We start from the raw sequence: 16,428 nt of genomic DNA on the forward strand, positions 1-16,428 counted from the left end.
GCTGCACCAGTTGGTAGACGACTACAACCAGCGATCGGTGTCGTTGGCGGAGTATCGGCTGAAGCGCCGCCACCTCTTGCTGGCCATCGATTCAAATGTCAACGGTCGGACTTCACCAGAAAGCGCGACCAACGATCTTGTAACTCAACGGAAACATCATTAACCACAGAGGCTTGTTATGGAATTTGTTCGTTTTTTCCAAGTGGGTGGCCCGTTCATGTGGGCGATCCTGTTCATCATGGCGGCGGGGCTGGCGATTACCCTGGATCGCTTCTTTTACCTGTCGAAAACCCAGAAGTCGGTCAACCGGGTCTGGCTCAAGTTGGCGCCGATGCTCAAGGCCCAGGATTACGAGCGGGCCTCACAGTCTCTGACTGACCTGAAAGACCCGCTGGGACGGATTCTGAGTTACGGCTTTTCCCGTTTCAAAGGGAACCCCAGGCGCGAGACGGTCGAATCCGCGATGGAAGAAGGCGTAATGGAAGTGCTGCCGGAGGTTGAACAGCGCACCCATTACCTGGCAACGCTGGCCAATGTGGCCACGCTGCTTGGGCTGCTGGGCACCATCATCGGCCTGATTCAGGCATTTACCGCCGTCGCCGAGGCCAATCCGGCGGACAAGGCGGAGATGCTGTCGGCCAGTATTTCGGTGGCGATGAATACCACGGCCTTTGGGCTCTGCGCCGCCATTCCGCTGTTGCTGTTGCATTCCTACCTTTCCACCAAAGCGGCGCGAGTGGTCGACAGTATTGAAACCGCGGCCGTCAAATGTCTGAACTTGATGATCAGGGAGTAAAGGCATGCGCTTTCGTCGCAAGCGTCAGGTTCAGGAGGCCGCTGAGCTGAACATCACAGCGTTCATGAATCTGATGGTCATACTGGTCCCGTTCTTGTTGATTACGGCGGTTTTCTCCCGGATGACCGTTCTGGAGTTGAATCTTCCGGGGCCGCAGACGGAGCAGGAATCCTCGGAACAGCCGCTGGATCTTCAGCTCCAGTTGTTGGTGTCGGACGATGACCTGGTATTGAGGGATGCCAACATCGGCGTGATTACGCGTCTGGAACGAACGGATGATGAGGTTCAGTGGCGCCAGCTTCGGGAAGCGCTGATTGAAATCAAGCAGCGTTTCCCCGATGAAACCGGGATTGCCTTGCGGCTCGCGCCGGGCGTTTCCTACAACACTCTGATACAGGTGATGGATCGGGTCGGGAGCACGCAGCAGGTACAGCTTGGTACGCTCGAGCGGGTCGAGCTGTTTCCGGACATATCGCTGGGTGATGCGCCGACAGACAGGGAGGGTTCGGCATGAAATCTCTGAGTCGACGGGCCCGCCGTATTCAGCGCAACCAGAGGTTGCGCAAGTCGCCGGGGCTGAATCTCGTGTCACTGATGGATATCTTTACCATTCTGGTGTTCTTCCTGCTGGTCAATGCATCCAGTGACAGTGAGTTGCCGAGCCAGAAAGTGATGAAACTGCCGGACTCCACCGCCGAGCAACCGCCAGAGGAAACCCTGCGGGTATTGATATCACGAGAGGCCATACTCGTGCACGGGAAGTCGGTGACGACACTGGCGGAGGTGACCCAAGCGGGCAATGGTGTCATAGAGCCGCTGCGGGAGGAGCTGGCCTACAGACTGTCCCTGTCTGCCGGTGGTGAAAACGACACCCTGACGGTATTGGCCGATCAGTCTGTCCCTTACGAAATCATCAGGCGGGTGGTGGAAACCAGTCGGGTTCTGGAGTTTCGTCAGGTCGCGTTCGCCGCCAGTCAGATCTCTGACCCAGCGGAGGAGGCGAGTCAGTTGTGACCATCATGATGCAGACCGCCCCCCGTTATCAGGACCTGGTCATCCAGTGGCAGCCCGGTCGATCTTCAGCCAACCATTATCGCTGGTGGCTGATCAGCTGTGCCGGGTTGGCGCTGGCAATCGCGTTGACGTTATCGCTGGTTGAGGTTCCGGAAAAACCACGCATGACCCGGGCGGATATTCCCGAGCAGGTGGCCCGCTTTATGCTCGAGCAACCCAGCGATCCGCCGGTTGAAGTGCCGGAGGAGGTGAAGCCCAAGCCATTGCCGGTGGCTGAGCCAAAGCCCCTGGTCGAGCGGGAGCGCGAGCGACCCGCCGTGCAGGAACCTGCCAACGAAGCGCAGCGTGAAGCCCGGGAGCAGGCGCAGCGCAGTGGCCTGTTGGCGCTCGGAAATCAATTGGACAGCCTGATGGATACCTCTGAGGTGGATGACTGGGTAGACACCGAAGGCAAAGGTGGCGCCGATGCCGGGCAGACGGCCACGGGTTATGGCGACGGTGATCTGGCATCAGCCGCTGAGCGAACGGGCGCACGTGATGTTGCCGCAGTATCGGCCGGAGAGGGTGGCAGTGTATTGGCGCGACGCGATCTTACCACCCTGGAGACTCCGCTCGCCGAGGACCCGGCGGACAAGCCGGAGCGCCGGGACAGTTTCGCGCAGACTGGGCGAACGGACGAAGAGGTCAGCCTGGTTTTCGATCGCAATAAAGGCCTCCTGTACTCACTCTACAACCGTGCACGTCGGCAGACGCCCGGTTTGCAGGGGCGTCTGGTGCTGGAAATAACCATTGAGCCTTCCGGTGAGGTGACCGAAGTGGCGATTGTTTCCAGCGAGCTGGACGATCATCGTCTGGAGCAGAGAATCAGGGCCCGCGTTTTACAATTTCGTTTCGAAGAACGAAGCGCACAGACCATTACCATCATCTATCCGATCGAATTTCTTCCGTCGTGATGAAGCTGATTTTTACGACACTGCGGTAGGCAGATTTTATTTTGGCGTGGTAATGGTCTTAAGACTATTTTTTGTACGGCAAAAGTGGAGAACCAGTTCACATAAAAATCCCGTATTTAAAGGATTTAAGTGATGCGATTCTCGCTATCGAAAAAAAACATTCTGTTTTTGCGAGATAGGTTGTTGGTGGTCAGTGAATTGGCTATCATTCGTCCCGGGTACCAGGAATGCGAAGTTTATTCCGAGTACTTTTTTTATCGCGTGTAAAGCGGCAGGGAAAGTTGCTCGGGTCTGAAGGCTTCCAGGCCTGATGTCCATAAACAGCAAACGCAAGGAGACTAAAAATGGCAATTTATCTTGAGTATGAAGGCATCAAAGGAAACGTAACAGCGGAGGGTTATAAGGACCACATTGCTGTTCAGTCCCTTTCTTTCGGTGTTGGTCGCGGCATCTCCATGGAGCCCGGCAACCTGTCCAACCGCGAAGCCACTCGTCCTACTGTCAGTGAAATCACCTTGACCAAGGTGGCGGACAATTCGGCCACGGCGCTTTTCAAAGAAGCCGTTACCGGATCCGCAGGCAAGAAAGTCACCATCAAGTTCGTCCAGACCGGCGCTGATAAAGTCGTCGAGTATATGGATTACGTGCTGGAAGACTGCCTGGTCAGTGGTTATCAGATTGCAGGCGCTGAAGATGGCGACCCGGTAGAAACCATTTCTTTGAGCTTCTCGAAGATCATGGTCAACTACAACGACTTCGATAAGACGAACAAGTCCTCTAGTCCACAGCGCGTGGGTTACGACTTGACCACTGCGAAGCCGCTGTAAGTCAGGTCGGGCCTTGCGGCCAGATCGCAGGGCCCACTCAGCGAATATCGTCCCGCCTGCAAAGGGCGGGATACAAGGAACGATACCGTGCCGTTTGGTGCGCGGCTAACAGGTTGCTAAGTCTATGGGGCAGCTTACTCAGGAAAACCGCCAGGTCGCCATCAGCGACTTTTCATTGGGGTCCGATACCTTTCTCGTCAAGCGACTTTCCGGAAAAGAGAGTGTGTCCGGGTTGTTTGAGTTTCATGTCACTTTGATGTCGGAAAAGCTCGACATCAGAGCTGATGATGTCATGGGGAAGTTGGGTCACGTATCGCTTAAAAGCGAGAATGGGCGGGAGTTTTCCGGACATATTGCCCGTTTTGTGGCCGGAGAGGTTCAGGGAAATAATCTCAGAACCTATGAAATTGTGCTTCGCCCATGGTTTTCGTTTCTTCGCCACACGGTCAACAATCGAATTTTTCAGAACAAAACAACGAAAGATATCGTTTCACAGATTTTCTCCGAGCAGGGGTTGCAGGATTTTGACTTTCGTGCGCAGCCGGGAAGCACCCGTGAATACTGTGTGCAGCGCAACGAAAGTGACCTCCATTTCGTATGCCGGCTGCTGGAAGAAGATGGCATTTCGTATTTTTTCGAACATGCCGGAGGAAAGCATAAACTGATTCTGGTAGATCAGGCCAGCGCCTTTCCTGCCTTGGACGAGAGCCAACTTGAGTATTCCCCGGGTTCCAATCCGGGCGCTCGAATTCATCGCTGGCAACACCGGTATCAGTACCGCACCGGCCAATGGACATTGAACGACTTTGATTTCAGTACACCGGAAAAATCCCTGCTGAACAACAGCCAGGGGCAGAACGGCTTTGCCTACAATGGTCAGTTTGAGCACTATGAATACCCCGGCTTCTACCACACCGGTGACGCGGAATCTGTGCCGCGGATGCGGATGCAGGCAGAAGAACTCGATCGCAGTGTCGTCTCCGGCTCTTCGGATTACCCTCAGATGGTTGCCGGCGGAAAGTTCACCTTGGCCAAACACGAGTCGAGCCTGGAGAAAGGTGCTTATATTCTCCTGGAGGTGCACCACGAGGTGGTGGAGGACACTCAGACCACCGGGGAAGGCCAGGCCCAGTATTATATCAATGATTTTATCTGTGTTCCGGCAGACACAGCTATTCGTCCGAAGGTCGTACACCAACGCCCGGTAATGAAGGGGCCGGAAACGGCCTGGGTCGTGGGGCCGGAGGGAGAGGAAATCTACATTGATGAGCTGGGACGTATCAAGGTCAAATTTCACTGGGACCGTGATGATGAGCGCCACGAGAAGAGCTCCTGTTTCCTTCGTGTCGCCCAGTCCTGGGCGGGTAATCAGTGGGGCGCCTCGTTTATCCCGCGTATTGGTCAGGAGGTGGTGGTTGATTTCCTCAATGGCGACCCGGATCGACCGCTGGTCACCGGCTCAGTCTACAACTCGAAGAATCGCCCGGTATATACCTCGAAGACCCAAAGCGGGATTAAAACCCGCTCTACTCAAAAGGGTACCTCGGACAATTACAACGAGCTTCGCTTTGAGGATAAGAAAGGGGCGGAGCAGATCCTGCTACATGCCGAAAAAGACTACGACGTCGAGGTCGAAAACAATCAGACACTCACTGTCGACAATGACCGAACGAAAACGGTCCGTAATGATGAAACGAGTCTGATTGAGAACGATCGGACAAAAACCGTCAACAATAATCAGAGCGAGACCATCGGCAAGGATAAGTCGATAGACGTCGGGGAGAATCACCGGGAAACCATTGGCGCCAGTAAACAGTTGGAAGTCAAGAAAGACCACACCGAAACCATCGGGAACAACATGGTGATTTCGGTCAAGAATAACCTGACCGAAAGCGTTGAGGGTGAATACCGTGAGTCGGTGACCAAACAGTATGGTTTGAGCGCCAAGTCCATCAGTCTGCAGGCTGATGATGAAATTACCTTGAAAACCGGTTCGGCCATGATCCAGCTGAAAAGCAACGGTGATATCACGATCAGTGGGGCCAATATCAATGTCAAGGGTTCCGGTAACGTCGTGCTCAAGGGCAGCAAAGTGACCAGCAATTAACCCTTTTTTTTGGAGACGCAGTGTGGCGAGTGAATACGAACAGTTGGCAGAGCCGGTGCGGTGCACCGAGGACGCGCCGGCCGATGCGCCACAGTTTTCTGCCCCAGAGGGGGCCTGGTTGGTGGGTACTCTGGCGGGGTTTACGGAGCAGGGTGCGCCCGAAGTGAGCGTCGTTGTCGACGGGCAGCGGTGCAGTCTTGTTACCTTGCCGGCCTTGCCGGTCTCGCGCGCGGATCTTGGTCGTCAGGCCGTGGTCAAGAACGCCACTGGTGAAGTCGCTACTCCTTTGCTGATGGGGTTTGTACACACACCGTTGGAACTGACTCTGGAGGCCGGGCAGGGCGATAGATCGGAGCCCCGCTCCCGGCAAGGGCAAGCGATGTCTGTGGAAGTGGATGATGCACCGGCGCGCGACCTGGTAATGGAAGGGCAGGAGAAGCTGGTGTTGCGATGCGGTTCTGCCAGCATCACGTTGACGGAGGCGGGGAAAATCATCCTGCGTGGCCGACATCTGGTGAGTCGTTCCGAGGGCGTGAATCGCATTCTCGGTGCCTCCATCCAGATGAACTGAGTGCTTGGATCATGTTGCAGCTGAATAACCGCACACCCTTTGAGGCGGAGCTGACGGCCCTTAACGATGAAACCGGCGTTGAGACCTTGTACGTCATTGTCAAAGCGAGCTTTAAGGAGGGCTGGATGCTCGCCGATGAGCCCGTTCCGGTGTGGCGAGCAGACGAGTATTACGGCGAGCCGCATGAGTCCAGTTTGCGTTACCCCAGTGAAATTCACCTGGGGAAAACCGCTACGGATATCCTGGTGGAAGGTGACGCCTGGGCGCCCGGCGGGCGTCCGGTAAGGCAGTTGCCAGTGACGGTATCGGTGGGGCGGGTGAGCCAGTCGCTCATGGTGTTCGGTGACCGGAGATGGGATCAGGGCCAGATCTCCGTGGCCAACCCGTTTGAGCGAATGCCGCTGACATGGGAGCGGGCGTACGGCGGCTCGGTCGTCGAAGGCGATCGCCGGCGGGTTTACAGCGAACGAAATCCGGTTGGACGATTCGCCAGTGCGCAGTGCACTGATCGCTCAGTGGATGGGGAGCTGATGCCGAATATTGAGCACCCGCAGGCGCTGCTTCGAAACCGGGGCGATAGCCCCGAGCCGGTCGGTTTGGGCCCAGTGGCGCCGCACTGGCAACCGCGCACCCGGTTCGTTGGTACCTACGATCAACAGTGGCGTCTTCGCCGCGCGCCCTTTGCGCCGGAGGATTTTTCCCGGCGCTTTTTTAATGTGGCCGCTCCCGGCCTGGTGTACCCGGGCTGGATGCGCGGCGGTGAGCCGTTCGAACTGACCGGCATGCATCCCGATGGGGCATGGACCGGACAGTTACCTGAGGTTCCTCTTTCGGTCAGCGCTCACCACGGGGGGCGTCAGGAGCCTCTGTCGGCCCGATTGGAAACACTCTATTTTCAGCCGTTCAAGCGCACCGTGAGTTTAACCTGGCGGGCCAGTTTGAGTTGTCCACGCGACGTGCTGAGCGTGGAGTCAGTGACGGTCTCAATGACCCGACAACCCCGGTAAACAAAGGAATTGAATGATGGCACAAACGACCTTTGCCAATGGCCGCGGTATTGCCCATAAGGGCAGTGGCGGCATGAGCACGGTATTTCCCGATGTCTGCAAAACCCCAGTGGGGTCTTCCGTCGTACCGATTCCCTACCCGAATATCGGCCGTTCGTCGGATACCGCAAAGGGCTCCAAATCCGTCACGCTGGACGGTCAGATGCCGATGGTCAAAGGCGCCATTTATAGCAAGAGCGCCGGCGATGAAGCCGGTGTCAAAAAGGGAATCATCAGTGGTAAGCACAAGGCCGAGTGCGAGTACATGATGTACTCCTTTGACGTCAAAATTGAGGGTAAAAACGTCTGCCGCATGGGTGATCCCCTCTACCATAACAAGAAAAACATCATGGGGTAGATCAGGGATGACCGTTGCTATTACCGCTTTCCCCAATCCGTTCTCGGGGTTTGAGTCACAGTTTGACGACTGCGTTGAAGAGGTTGCCTTTCTCTGGTTGTTACGCTCCCGGGCGTTGATTCAACCGCACTACCAAACCTCTGACCTGGCGGAACTCGAAAGCCGTATTGACGCCCAGCTGTTCGCCCTGGCGCAGGCCCCTGAGCGAGCCTGGGCCTCCTGTCAGAGCGCCCTGGCTCATGCAGGGCCAGGTGAGGTGTTTGCCGCGGCCGCTGTGGCGTTTCGTACACTGGAGGTGGGGTGTATCCAGCAAGCAGTAGAAGCGGGGTTACAGGATGAGGCGGGATTCGCCGCGCTGGTGTCGGCGCTGACCTGGCTGCCCGGCCGTTACTGCCACGACTGGGTGCGTAAATTTTTCATCAGTAAGGAGCACATTCACAAGCGGCTGGCACTGGCGACCTGCCGGGCTCGTGGCGAGGACCCCTGCGACTTTCTGACCCGGATTCTGCGCCGGAACGACTGTCGTGCTGACAGCTTGCTGCACGGTGAAGCGTTGCACTGCGTCGGCGTTTTCAAACGTCGTGACCTGTCGCCGTTCCTGGCGGAAGGGCGCGAGAGTGGCGAACCGGTGGTCACGTTTGAGGCCTGCCGCTCGGCCATTCTGTTGGGCGATCGGTCGGCAGCGAAAATGCTCATGCCGTTTGCCTTGCAGCCGGGCCCCCGGCAGTGCGACGCGTTGATCTTGGCCATGCGTATGTTGCCGAGTACCGAGGCCAAGCAGTGGGTCGCGCAACTATTCGGTCAAACCTCGCCGGACGCGGCCCGGTTATCCGTGATCGCTACCGCGGCTCTGGGCGACCCGGAAGCGGTTCCCTGGTTGCTCCGCTGTATGAAGCAATTGTCGCTGGCTCGTGTGGCGGGTGAGGCGTTCTACCAGATCACGGGCGTCGATCTGCAAGCTCATGACCTGCACCATCAGCTCCCCCACCTCAATGATGCTGAAGCACAGGATCACCCGGACACACCGGTGCCCCCGATGGATGACGATGAGCACTTGCCCTGGCCCAACACCGAAAAGCTGACCGTATTCTGGGAGACGATCAAGCACCGTTATCCACCGGGTGAACGGCTCCTGCTGGGTGAGCCGGTCACCGAGGCCAATCTACAGCGGGTTCTGTCGGAGGGGCCCCAACGCCAGCGCGCCGCGGCCGCGTTGGAGTTGGCGTTGCTCGATCCGCAACAGTCCTGGTACTCCATGGAACGAAGGCAAGAATTGTCATGACCCAGAACCGAGTGTTGTATCTGGCCGGCAGCGGCATGATTACCGCCATTGGTGGCTCTACTGAAATGGTGTGGGCCGCCGCTGGCGCACAGATCAGCCGCTACGCCACCAGCAGCTATTTTACCGGAGAGCGCCGGTTGATCGTTCAGGCGTTGGTGCCCGACGAAGCCCTGCCACTTTTGCCGACCTTGTTGGAGCAGTACCCGGAACTGACGCTGCGCGAGCAACGGATGTTGGCAATGTCCACGGTGGCCGCCGCCCAGGCGCTCCAGCCCGTCTCAACGGGCTCGCCGATTCCCCTGCTTTATGCCGGTCCCGAGGTATACCCCGGTGTCGCCACCGGGCTGAGCGACGCCTTTCTTCCCGCGCTGTACGAACAATTGGCGCCCGGTGCCATCGACGCTCGACGCTCCCGCGCGGTCAGTGTCGGCCGTCCGGGAGCCATTGAGGCGATCAAGTTGGCCTTTCACTATGCCTATGACATTGGCCACAACGCTGTTCTGGTTGGTGGGGCCGACAGCTACCAGTTCAGCCCTTTGCTGGCGATGCTCGACGGGCAGAAGCGGTTGGCGGCTCAGCACCTGCGTCCGCACTCCGGAAGCAACGCCTTTGCACCGGGAGAAGCTGCCGGTTATCTCTGCCTGACGCCGGATCCGGAGAAGGCGCTGATTCAGAATGGTCGTCGCGTCGCCCTGACTGAGCCGGGTTTTGGCTACGAGTCCGGGCACTGGTTCAGTGACAAACCTTACCGGGGCGAGGGCCTGGATCAGGCGTTCAAGCAGGCCCTGGCGGGGCGCCCGACGCAGCGGACCATCAAGAACATCTACAGCAGTGCGAACGGCGAACGTTACTGGGGCAAGGAGTTGGGTGTGGCACTGACCCGCAACCACCACCTGTTCGACGATCCCAAAGTGCATCACCCCGCCGAGTACTACGGTGATATCGGCGCCGCGACAGGCGCCGTGCTGGTGGCTCTCGCGGGCCAGACAGCGCTCAGTCTGCCGGGAGACGATACCCACCTCATCTATGGCTCCGCCGACCAGAGCTATCGGGGAGCGATCTGCTTACAGGCTGAAGGAGTGGCTGCATGACGCAAGTCGGCGAAGGTGTTGCGGTCGGTGGCGGTCGGGCCTCCGACCTCGATGACCTCGATGATAACCACTGGCTGGAACTGGAGTACCGCTTTCAGAGCGGGCGTGCCGTGTATGGCTATTTCCGGGCGACCGACAGCGACGGTATGGTCTGGGTGGGGCGACTCAACGACCAGGGCCAGGTGTGTCTGGCCGGACTGCCGCCAGGTAATGTGCGCGTAACGTTATTACCCGAACCCGACCTGGATGCGCGCATCGAAGTGACCCGAGCGTCGATCAAGGAAGTCCTTGACCAGATCATCGAAGATCAACGCCTGGAAGCCGAAGCCTACGAGCGTGAACTCGAACAGATGGGTGGTCCACAGCGCGTTTTTGAACACATTCAGGCCGTGGGGCGTGGTGCCTGGAATGGCGCTGTGGGGTTCGTTGAGTTTGTGGGCAAAACGGCCTACAAAGTCGCGGAATTCTCCTATTACCTCAGTCCCGCCAACCTCCTGGGCGATACGCTAAGGGCCAGCTATCAAAGCTATCAGGACGGCGAGCTGACCTGGTCGGAATGGTATGACAGCGTCAACCAGAACCTGCAGGACGAGCAAAAGAAAGACCTCGCCCGCCTATTCGGCGTGGAGCCGGACGATATCAGCGAGGAGCGCCTGCGGGAATTGATGGGGCTGATCGCCGAGGCCTACGACATAGCCGCCTTTATCGCCGACGATGCACCCACCAGGGAAATGTTGCTGGAATTTGCCCAGGCGATGGCGGACAATCAATCCAGCGTTGAGTGGGCCGAGTTTGCCGGCGCCGGCGTATTTGAAATCGTCCTGGCGGCCCTGCTGGCCATCTTCACCGCCGGCGCCGGCAACGCCGCCCAGGCCGCCTCACAGCTACGCCACGCCAGCCGACTGCGCAGCCTGGGCCACCTGTTTCGCAATCTGGCCCGACAGCTGCGCCGGAAGAAACTCAGTAAGAGTTTGGATGTGCCAGTAGATCAGAAAACGAGCACCAGTACGGATCAGCCTAGTGTTATTGAGTTGAAGGCCAGAAGTGAGCACCGTGACTCTGCATCGATCGGGAGTGTGGCTTTATCACGTTCAGAGTTGGAAGAGGCGATTGTCGACAGGGTGGGGGCTGATTTTAAAAATAATCCCTTAAGAAAAGCGTATGAAGAGGAGGTGGTATCTTTGTCTAAGTTTTCAGAAAGAATTCAGCCTGGAATGACTATTGATGAAAAGAAAGCTTTGGCTATAGAGGCCAATGATGCCAGAAGGGCACTGGGTATCAAATACAAAAACGCCACGCCAGAGCCTCTTAGGGACTTTATCTACGATATAAACACTAAGAGATACGATGGAGATCCACTAGGTCCGACCGTAGACTTCTTAGTAAATGAAAAAGGTAAAAGTTACACCGACATTATTAAGTCTGCTTCTAGACCAAATCCAGATGTGGACAAGTTGCTGTCGGGGTTTAGTGATTGGTTAAAAGAACAGCCTGAAGAGTACATATTAAAATACGGTCAGATATAAATTGAGAGAATGATATGCTTATAAAGAACAAGACTGATCGAAATCGCTTGCTGAATGTCGATCTAGATAGTGGGCGAACTCAAGAAATCTCTAGGTCCGAGACAACGCTTCCTCCCCGGAAGAAAGGCTTTTTTGAAAAGTGGTCCAAGGGTTACATGTGTGTGCTTTCAGGAGAAAGCGGGCCTTTCCTTAAAATTGGTCAAAAAGATTATAGTTTTAAGAGCCCGGAGTGGCGAGTAGAGGTTGAAAAGGCCGGCACTGTAAATATTTTTCGTCTTTGGGATGGGGGAAGTCTCGTGATAGAGGAGCTGTATAAACCTCCGTCATTGGACGATCTTGACCCATGGTCTGATGAAGAGTCTGAAGATTTCTTTTTGTGGTTATCCAGAAAAAAGAATGATGAGGAGTTTATAGAAATGTGGACTGATGAGTAGACGAATAAAACTTTTTTAAGTGAGATGTGAGTGTTCGGAGTCCTACTTTTAATAGCCTTCGTTATGGTATTTTAGGCCAAGCTTAGATTGTCCCGATCCAGAGAAGGATGCTGATTATGATTTATGGTGTATGTTTGTGAGATTTCGGATGATCCATGCTTGTATAAATCTCTGGTTTCTTTGTGGTCTTGAATTATTTTATAGCGTCTAGAGTTTGGTTTAAAAATGCTGTTCGTCCGCGTGCGACCGGCGCGCTTCCTGTCTTTTGGTAATAATGGCCTGGCTGCACCCAAAGAGGATGCTAAGAGTGGGGGGCGTAGTTTCAACATGCATGACGAGTTAAGAAGAGCATTGCTGGAAAGAAAGTTTTCTAGCATTGAATACATGAGAGAAATGTCTGGATGGCATAGAAGAGCGATTGAAATTCTGGAGAATGCCTTGGGCGCATTTTTCGAGAGATCGTCTGAGCATTATGACTGGCATCAATGGTCGGCGTCAGACTGGCCGGAGACCTGGCGGGACAGGGTTTTAAGAAACTTGAGGGGTACTCAAAAGGGAATTGATGAGGCAATTCAAAAAGCTGTAGAAGGCGATAACGGCTACATGGAGGGTGTGGCTAATGAGGTTTATAGTATTTTTAGAAATCTCGATAATTTTAGCTGGGGATGGTGGAAGCGAATACCGGGGCGCTATGAGACAGAGTTCCGATTGAAACTGGTTAATGCTAGTGACTGGTCGACGAATATAATGTATACGCTCTCTGGGTATTGGGAAAACGATGAAATTCTAGATGAAAGGATTACTGGTCCTGTGGATTCGGAGGATTTGAAACGGTACTTAAAGCCTGGAGAGAGCGCCTATTAGATCCTGATTCCTTGGATGTTGAAATGGTTTCTCATAAAGAGCTAGGTCGCGCATTTGATTTCGCTTTGACTGCTTTGGCTAAGAAAGAAAGAGAGCATCCCGGAGATGTTTTCGGATCTATGTGTTCACAGATTAGCTTTGTTCGAAATTGTATTGAAAGGGGGAAATCAATTGATGAAGAGTTGCAAGGACGTTCTCTAAATTTTCATCTGTTATCAGGACGGAATCTTGCTGGTCCAGGAGATAAGGAGCTAATCGAGAGCATTTCGATGATCACAGAATTTTTGATGAAATATTAGCTATTTTTCCTGGTGTGACTGGTGTGCCATTTCCCTATGTGTCAACCTGAACGATTGTGAATTGACCAATTCCCGTGACCCGCTCTGTTTCAAGTGGCTGCGCTTCCCTGCAGTAGTCGCTTTAACCCATTACTTGATCACCGCCGCTCGGCGCGTCCATTTTCATTTCGGCCCTGGCGAGCTCGCTCACTGATAGATGAGCGGTTGCGGGCCGCATCCACCCGATCCCGGGTGCTGCGTTGAAAGTTCTGCTGGCTCCGTTCTGGTTGCCGAAGGTTGCGGGCGTTGGCTCGTTCCTCCCGGGAGGGGCGCTCGGTGCGAGTGGTGCGGGTACGCTCTTCGCGGGCTTGACGCTGCACCTGTGCACGGTCGCGGTTCGGCTCATTGGCGCGCAGGCGCTCGCCGGAACGCTGTTCCATCCGGTTCGGAGTTTCCCGACGGGTCTGGTAGGTATCGCTGCGTCGTTCACTGCGGTCAAGCCGGGGTTGTTGCCGATCATTTCGAGCCTGAGCGTCCCGCGAACGACGGGGTTCACTCCGGGCGCTGCTGCGGGGGTTCTGCAGGCGCTGTTCGATGCGCTCTACACGCTGGGCGCGTTCCACTCGTGTCCCGGAATGGCGTGCGGTGCGCGACGGGGCGGCATACTGTTGACGCACCGTGCTGCGACGGTACTCGACGCCGCGGCGATGGCTCGGGTTGTGTTTCCAGCGGCGCGCTTCTTTATAGCGAACCACACTGCGGCCGGAGTGGAAGCGGTGATGGTTGTGCAGGTCAATGTCAATCACCACGGTGTGCCGGTTGTGCCAGTGAAAGCTGCTGAAATAGAAGCTGTGGTGGTCAATCCGGGTGCCGAAGCTCCAGAAGATACCCGCATTCCAGTAGCCCCGACTGGGGCGATGCCAGCGGTGGGGCGGGTGGTGGTGCCAGCGCCAGGGGCCGTACACCACCCGGGTGTCGTAATAAGGAATGTAGATGACCTCGGAAACCCGGGGTTCGACAATGATGGTTTTCTGCTCTATGACCACCTCCTGATGTTCGGTGGTGCGCAGAGTGCCTGCCTCGTAAGCTCGTTGTCGCAGGTCCTGCACGCTGGCGAGGACCTCGCCCTCATCCCACAGAAAGGCCTCGCCGAGATCCTGGGTCCATTCCAGGTCATCCGCCATGCGCTCGAGAATGTCGGGAAAGGCCACCAGGGCGGTCACACTCGGATCCCAGCCTTCGCGCTCGGCGGCGGACACCGCGGCGGCGCCTTCCATATTGCGGTGGCGCTGAGCCCACCGGTTCGCCTGTACCACTTCAAGGGGGTAAGTGCTGGCGATCAGGATGTGGGACAGTACGGTGTCCGGGTAGAGGGCGACGGGGGCCAGCATCTGGTTCAGTTCGGCCTGACTGTAGTCGTCGTCGGCCCAGGCGCCCAGGCTGAGCACAAGCAGCAGGGCAGCGGTGGCCAGGGTAGTCCAGGATGTCTTCATGGGGTGTCCTCCCAGAGGTTTCGCTCGTATACAGAGCATTCACCTCTTTTATACCGCCGCGCGGCTTAACCGAAACTGAATATCCGGTATGGCCAGGGCCGACGGCCTGTCAGGCATTGTTGCACCGGCCCGTCGGCCGGTCAAACGCCATGCGGGCTTTGCCGCCAGAAGACGGATGCGCTTTATGAGCGAGACTATGGCGCTGGTTGAGTATTTTTCTTGGAAGCGAGCTGGTTGATTGGTGTACAATTCGCGTCCAATTTTAACCCCGGCGGGCTGTTGCCTGGCCTGTCGCCCTGCTCAGGATGTGTTCATGTTTGACAAAACTCAGACGATTGCCGATTTTGACCCCGAAATCTGGGATTCCATCCAGAAGGAAAGCCGTCGCCAGGAGGAGCATATCGAGCTGATTGCCTCGGAAAACTACACCAGCCCGCTGGTGATGGCAGCCCAGGGCACCAAGCTGACCAACAAATACGCTGAGGGCTATCCCGGCAAACGCTACTACGGTGGCTGCGAGTACGTTGACCAGAGTGAACAGCTGGCGATCGAGCGCGCCAAGGAGCTGTTCGGTGCCGATTACGCCAACGTTCAACCGCACTCCGGCTCCCAGGCGAACTCCGCCGTTTATGCCGCCCTGTGCAAGCCCGGCGACACCGTTCTGGGTATGAGCCTGGACGCCGGTGGCCACCTGACCCACGGTGCCAAGCCGAACTTCTCCGGTAAGATCTACAATGCGGTGCAGTACGGTCTGAACCCGGAGACTGGCGAGCTGGACTACGAAGAAATTGCTCGCCTGGCCCGCGAGCACAAGCCGCGCATGATCGTGGCGGGTTTCTCGGCTTACTCCCAGGTCGTGGATTGGCAGAAGTTCCGGGATATCGCCGACGAAGTGGGCGCTTACTTACTGGTTGATATGGCCCACGTGGCGGGTCTGGTAGCGGCGGGCGTTTACCCCAACCCGGTGCAGATCGCCGACGTGACCACCTCCACCACCCACAAAACCCTGCGCGGCCCCCGTGGTGGCATCATCCTGGCCAAGGCCAATGAAGAGATTGAGAAGAAGCTCAATTCCGCCGTCTTCCCCGGTGGTCAGGGCGGCCCGCTGATGCACGTGATTGCAGCGAAGGCCATCAGCTTCAAGGAGGCGATGAGCCCCGCCTATAAAGAGTATCAGCAGCAAGTGGTCAAAAACGCCAAGGCCATGGCGGCGACCTTTATTGAGCGCGGAATCAAGATTGTCTCCGGTGGCACCGAAAACCATCTGATGCTGGTGGACCTGATCGGTAAAGAGTACACCGGTAAGGACGCCGACGAAGCGCTGGGTCGGGCCAACATCACTGTGAACAAGAATGCGGTACCGAACGACCCACGCTCGCCGTTCATCACCTCTGGCCTCCGGGTCGGTACGCCGGCGATCACTACCCGCGGCTTCCGCGAGGAAGAGTGCAAGCAGCTGGCGGGCTGGATGTGCGACATCCTGGACGGCCTGGAAGCCGGCAATGCCGATGCGGTGATTGAGGAAGTGAAAGGCAAAGTGCTGGATATCTGCGGCAAGTTCCCGGTATACGGTAATTGATTTACGGCGGATGCGCGCGTTGCGCTTATCCGCCCTACTCATACCACGGCAGCTCGTGTAGGGCGGATAAGCGAAGCGCATCCGCCGTTACCCAAGTCATGCTGTGCAAAAAGTATGCAGCTTGGCTTGCAACCCCACGGTAAACTCCCTAGAATACCCGCCCCTAACCGGCCCGGGCCTTTTGCCCGGGTCACTCCTTGCTTCACTCA

At 56.5% G+C, this 16,428-nt stretch carries 17 protein-coding genes; 16 read left to right on the forward strand and 1 reads right to left on the reverse strand.

What is annotated here, in order from left to right:
- The first annotated feature begins 178 nt into the window (after window positions 1-178).
- From N645_RS0114475 to N645_RS18115, 15 genes are all read left to right on the forward strand, one after another.
- A complete protein-coding gene (locus tag N645_RS0114475) occupies window positions 179-796 on the forward strand; it encodes a MotA/TolQ/ExbB proton channel family protein (RefSeq protein WP_024462231.1) in 618 nt (205 codons plus the stop codon).
- 4 nt (window positions 797-800) lie between these two features.
- Entirely contained in the window at window positions 801-1,310 is a 510-nt protein-coding gene (locus tag N645_RS0114480) for a biopolymer transporter ExbD (RefSeq protein ID WP_024462232.1), read from the forward strand.
- A complete protein-coding gene (locus N645_RS0114485) occupies window positions 1,307-1,810 on the forward strand; it encodes a biopolymer transporter ExbD (protein WP_024462233.1) in 504 nt (167 codons plus the stop codon). Before N645_RS0114480 ends, N645_RS0114485 begins: the two co-directional genes overlap by 4 nt.
- A gap of 5 nt (window positions 1,811-1,815) precedes the next feature.
- Window positions 1,816-2,763 carry an AgmX/PglI C-terminal domain-containing protein gene (locus tag N645_RS0114490; RefSeq protein WP_238559281.1) on the forward strand — a complete coding sequence of 316 codons (948 nt, stop codon included), beginning with the start codon at window positions 1,816-1,818 and terminating at the stop codon, window positions 2,761-2,763.
- 344 nt (window positions 2,764-3,107) lie between these two features.
- Window positions 3,108-3,590: a type VI secretion system tube protein Hcp gene (locus N645_RS0114500; RefSeq protein ID WP_024462235.1), complete on the forward strand. Its 483-nt coding sequence runs from the start codon at window positions 3,108-3,110 to the stop codon at window positions 3,588-3,590.
- Window positions 3,591-3,714: 124 nt separating this feature from the next.
- Window positions 3,715-5,697, forward strand: coding sequence for a type VI secretion system Vgr family protein (locus tag N645_RS0114505; protein ID WP_024462236.1), 1,983 nt, complete (start codon window positions 3,715-3,717; stop codon window positions 5,695-5,697).
- Window positions 5,698-5,719: 22 nt separating this feature from the next.
- Window positions 5,720-6,268, forward strand: coding sequence for a hypothetical protein (locus N645_RS18220; RefSeq protein WP_024462237.1), 549 nt, complete (start codon window positions 5,720-5,722; stop codon window positions 6,266-6,268).
- A gap of 11 nt (window positions 6,269-6,279) precedes the next feature.
- Entirely contained in the window at window positions 6,280-7,275 is a 996-nt protein-coding gene (locus tag N645_RS0114515; protein ID WP_024462238.1) for a DUF2169 domain-containing protein, read from the forward strand.
- A gap of 13 nt (window positions 7,276-7,288) precedes the next feature.
- On the forward strand, window positions 7,289-7,672 hold the full coding sequence (locus tag N645_RS0114520) for a DUF4150 domain-containing protein (RefSeq protein WP_238559264.1): 384 nt from the start codon (window positions 7,289-7,291) through the stop codon (window positions 7,670-7,672).
- A gap of 7 nt (window positions 7,673-7,679) precedes the next feature.
- Window positions 7,680-8,954, forward strand: coding sequence for a TIGR02270 family protein (locus N645_RS0114525; protein WP_024462240.1), 1,275 nt, complete (start codon window positions 7,680-7,682; stop codon window positions 8,952-8,954).
- Complete coding sequence (locus N645_RS0114530) at window positions 8,951-10,045, forward strand: hypothetical protein (RefSeq protein WP_024462241.1); 1,095 nt, start codon at window positions 8,951-8,953, stop codon at window positions 10,043-10,045. The genes N645_RS0114525 and N645_RS0114530 overlap by 4 nt, the downstream gene beginning before the upstream one ends.
- Window positions 10,042-11,571, forward strand: a complete 1,530-nt coding sequence (locus tag N645_RS18255) for a hypothetical protein (RefSeq protein ID WP_024462242.1) — start codon at window positions 10,042-10,044, stop codon at window positions 11,569-11,571. Before N645_RS0114530 ends, N645_RS18255 begins: the two co-directional genes overlap by 4 nt.
- 14 nt (window positions 11,572-11,585) lie before the next feature.
- Window positions 11,586-12,005 carry a hypothetical protein gene (locus N645_RS0114540; protein WP_024462243.1) on the forward strand — a complete coding sequence of 140 codons (420 nt, stop codon included), beginning with the start codon at window positions 11,586-11,588 and terminating at the stop codon, window positions 12,003-12,005.
- A gap of 225 nt (window positions 12,006-12,230) precedes the next feature.
- Complete coding sequence (locus tag N645_RS0114545; RefSeq protein WP_024462244.1) at window positions 12,231-12,869, forward strand: hypothetical protein; 639 nt, start codon at window positions 12,231-12,233, stop codon at window positions 12,867-12,869.
- A 23-nt stretch (window positions 12,870-12,892) separates the two neighbouring features.
- Window positions 12,893-13,168, forward strand: a complete 276-nt coding sequence (locus tag N645_RS18115; protein WP_152521725.1) for a hypothetical protein — start codon at window positions 12,893-12,895, stop codon at window positions 13,166-13,168.
- 137 nt (window positions 13,169-13,305) lie between these two features.
- Here the strand turns inward: N645_RS18115 and N645_RS17615 are convergent, their stop codons facing one another.
- Window positions 13,306-14,640, reverse strand: coding sequence for a DUF3300 domain-containing protein (locus N645_RS17615; RefSeq protein ID WP_024462245.1), 1,335 nt, complete (start codon window positions 14,638-14,640; stop codon window positions 13,306-13,308).
- A 313-nt stretch (window positions 14,641-14,953) separates the two neighbouring features.
- On the opposite strand from N645_RS17615, the gene glyA reads away from it, so the two are divergent.
- The gene (gene glyA / locus N645_RS0114555) at window positions 14,954-16,219 is read left to right on the forward strand and encodes a serine hydroxymethyltransferase (RefSeq protein WP_024462246.1); all 1,266 of its coding nucleotides are present in this window, start codon (window positions 14,954-14,956) and stop codon (window positions 16,217-16,219) included.
- Window positions 16,220-16,428: the final 209 nt, after the last annotated feature.

This window comes from Marinimicrobium sp. LS-A18 (assembly GCF_000463525.1).
In the GTDB taxonomy this organism is placed as follows: domain Bacteria; phylum Pseudomonadota; class Gammaproteobacteria; order Pseudomonadales; family Cellvibrionaceae; genus Marinimicrobium; species Marinimicrobium koreense.

What these genes read in the sequence shown, in the direction of transcription:
- N645_RS0114475 (WP_024462231.1), top strand. Translation starts at nt 179, where the DNA reads ATGGAATTTGTTCGTTTTTTCCAAGTGGGTGGCCCGTTCATGTGGGCG.
- N645_RS0114480 (WP_024462232.1), top strand. Translation starts at nt 801, where the DNA reads ATGCGCTTTCGTCGCAAGCGTCAGGTTCAGGAGGCCGCTGAGCTGAAC.
- N645_RS0114485 (WP_024462233.1), top strand. Translation starts at nt 1,307, where the DNA reads ATGAAATCTCTGAGTCGACGGGCCCGCCGTATTCAGCGCAACCAGAGG.
- N645_RS0114490 (WP_238559281.1), top strand. Translation starts at nt 1,816, where the DNA reads ATGATGCAGACCGCCCCCCGTTATCAGGACCTGGTCATCCAGTGGCAG.
- N645_RS0114500 (WP_024462235.1), top strand. Translation starts at nt 3,108, where the DNA reads ATGGCAATTTATCTTGAGTATGAAGGCATCAAAGGAAACGTAACAGCG.
- N645_RS0114505 (WP_024462236.1), top strand. Translation starts at nt 3,715, where the DNA reads ATGGGGCAGCTTACTCAGGAAAACCGCCAGGTCGCCATCAGCGACTTT.
- N645_RS0114515 (WP_024462238.1), top strand. Translation starts at nt 6,280, where the DNA reads ATGTTGCAGCTGAATAACCGCACACCCTTTGAGGCGGAGCTGACGGCC.
- N645_RS0114520 (WP_238559264.1), top strand. Translation starts at nt 7,289, where the DNA reads ATGATGGCACAAACGACCTTTGCCAATGGCCGCGGTATTGCCCATAAG.
- N645_RS0114525 (WP_024462240.1), top strand. Translation starts at nt 7,680, where the DNA reads ATGACCGTTGCTATTACCGCTTTCCCCAATCCGTTCTCGGGGTTTGAG.
- N645_RS0114530 (WP_024462241.1), top strand. Translation starts at nt 8,951, where the DNA reads ATGACCCAGAACCGAGTGTTGTATCTGGCCGGCAGCGGCATGATTACC.
- N645_RS18255 (WP_024462242.1), top strand. Translation starts at nt 10,042, where the DNA reads ATGACGCAAGTCGGCGAAGGTGTTGCGGTCGGTGGCGGTCGGGCCTCC.
- N645_RS0114540 (WP_024462243.1), top strand. Translation starts at nt 11,586, where the DNA reads ATGCTTATAAAGAACAAGACTGATCGAAATCGCTTGCTGAATGTCGAT.
- N645_RS0114545 (WP_024462244.1), top strand. Translation starts at nt 12,231, where the DNA reads ATGCTGTTCGTCCGCGTGCGACCGGCGCGCTTCCTGTCTTTTGGTAAT.
- N645_RS18115 (WP_152521725.1), top strand. Translation starts at nt 12,893, where the DNA reads ATGGTTTCTCATAAAGAGCTAGGTCGCGCATTTGATTTCGCTTTGACT.
- N645_RS17615 (WP_024462245.1), bottom strand. Translation starts at nt 14,640, where the DNA reads ATGAAGACATCCTGGACTACCCTGGCCACCGCTGCCCTGCTGCTTGTG.
- glyA (WP_024462246.1), top strand. Translation starts at nt 14,954, where the DNA reads ATGTTTGACAAAACTCAGACGATTGCCGATTTTGACCCCGAAATCTGG.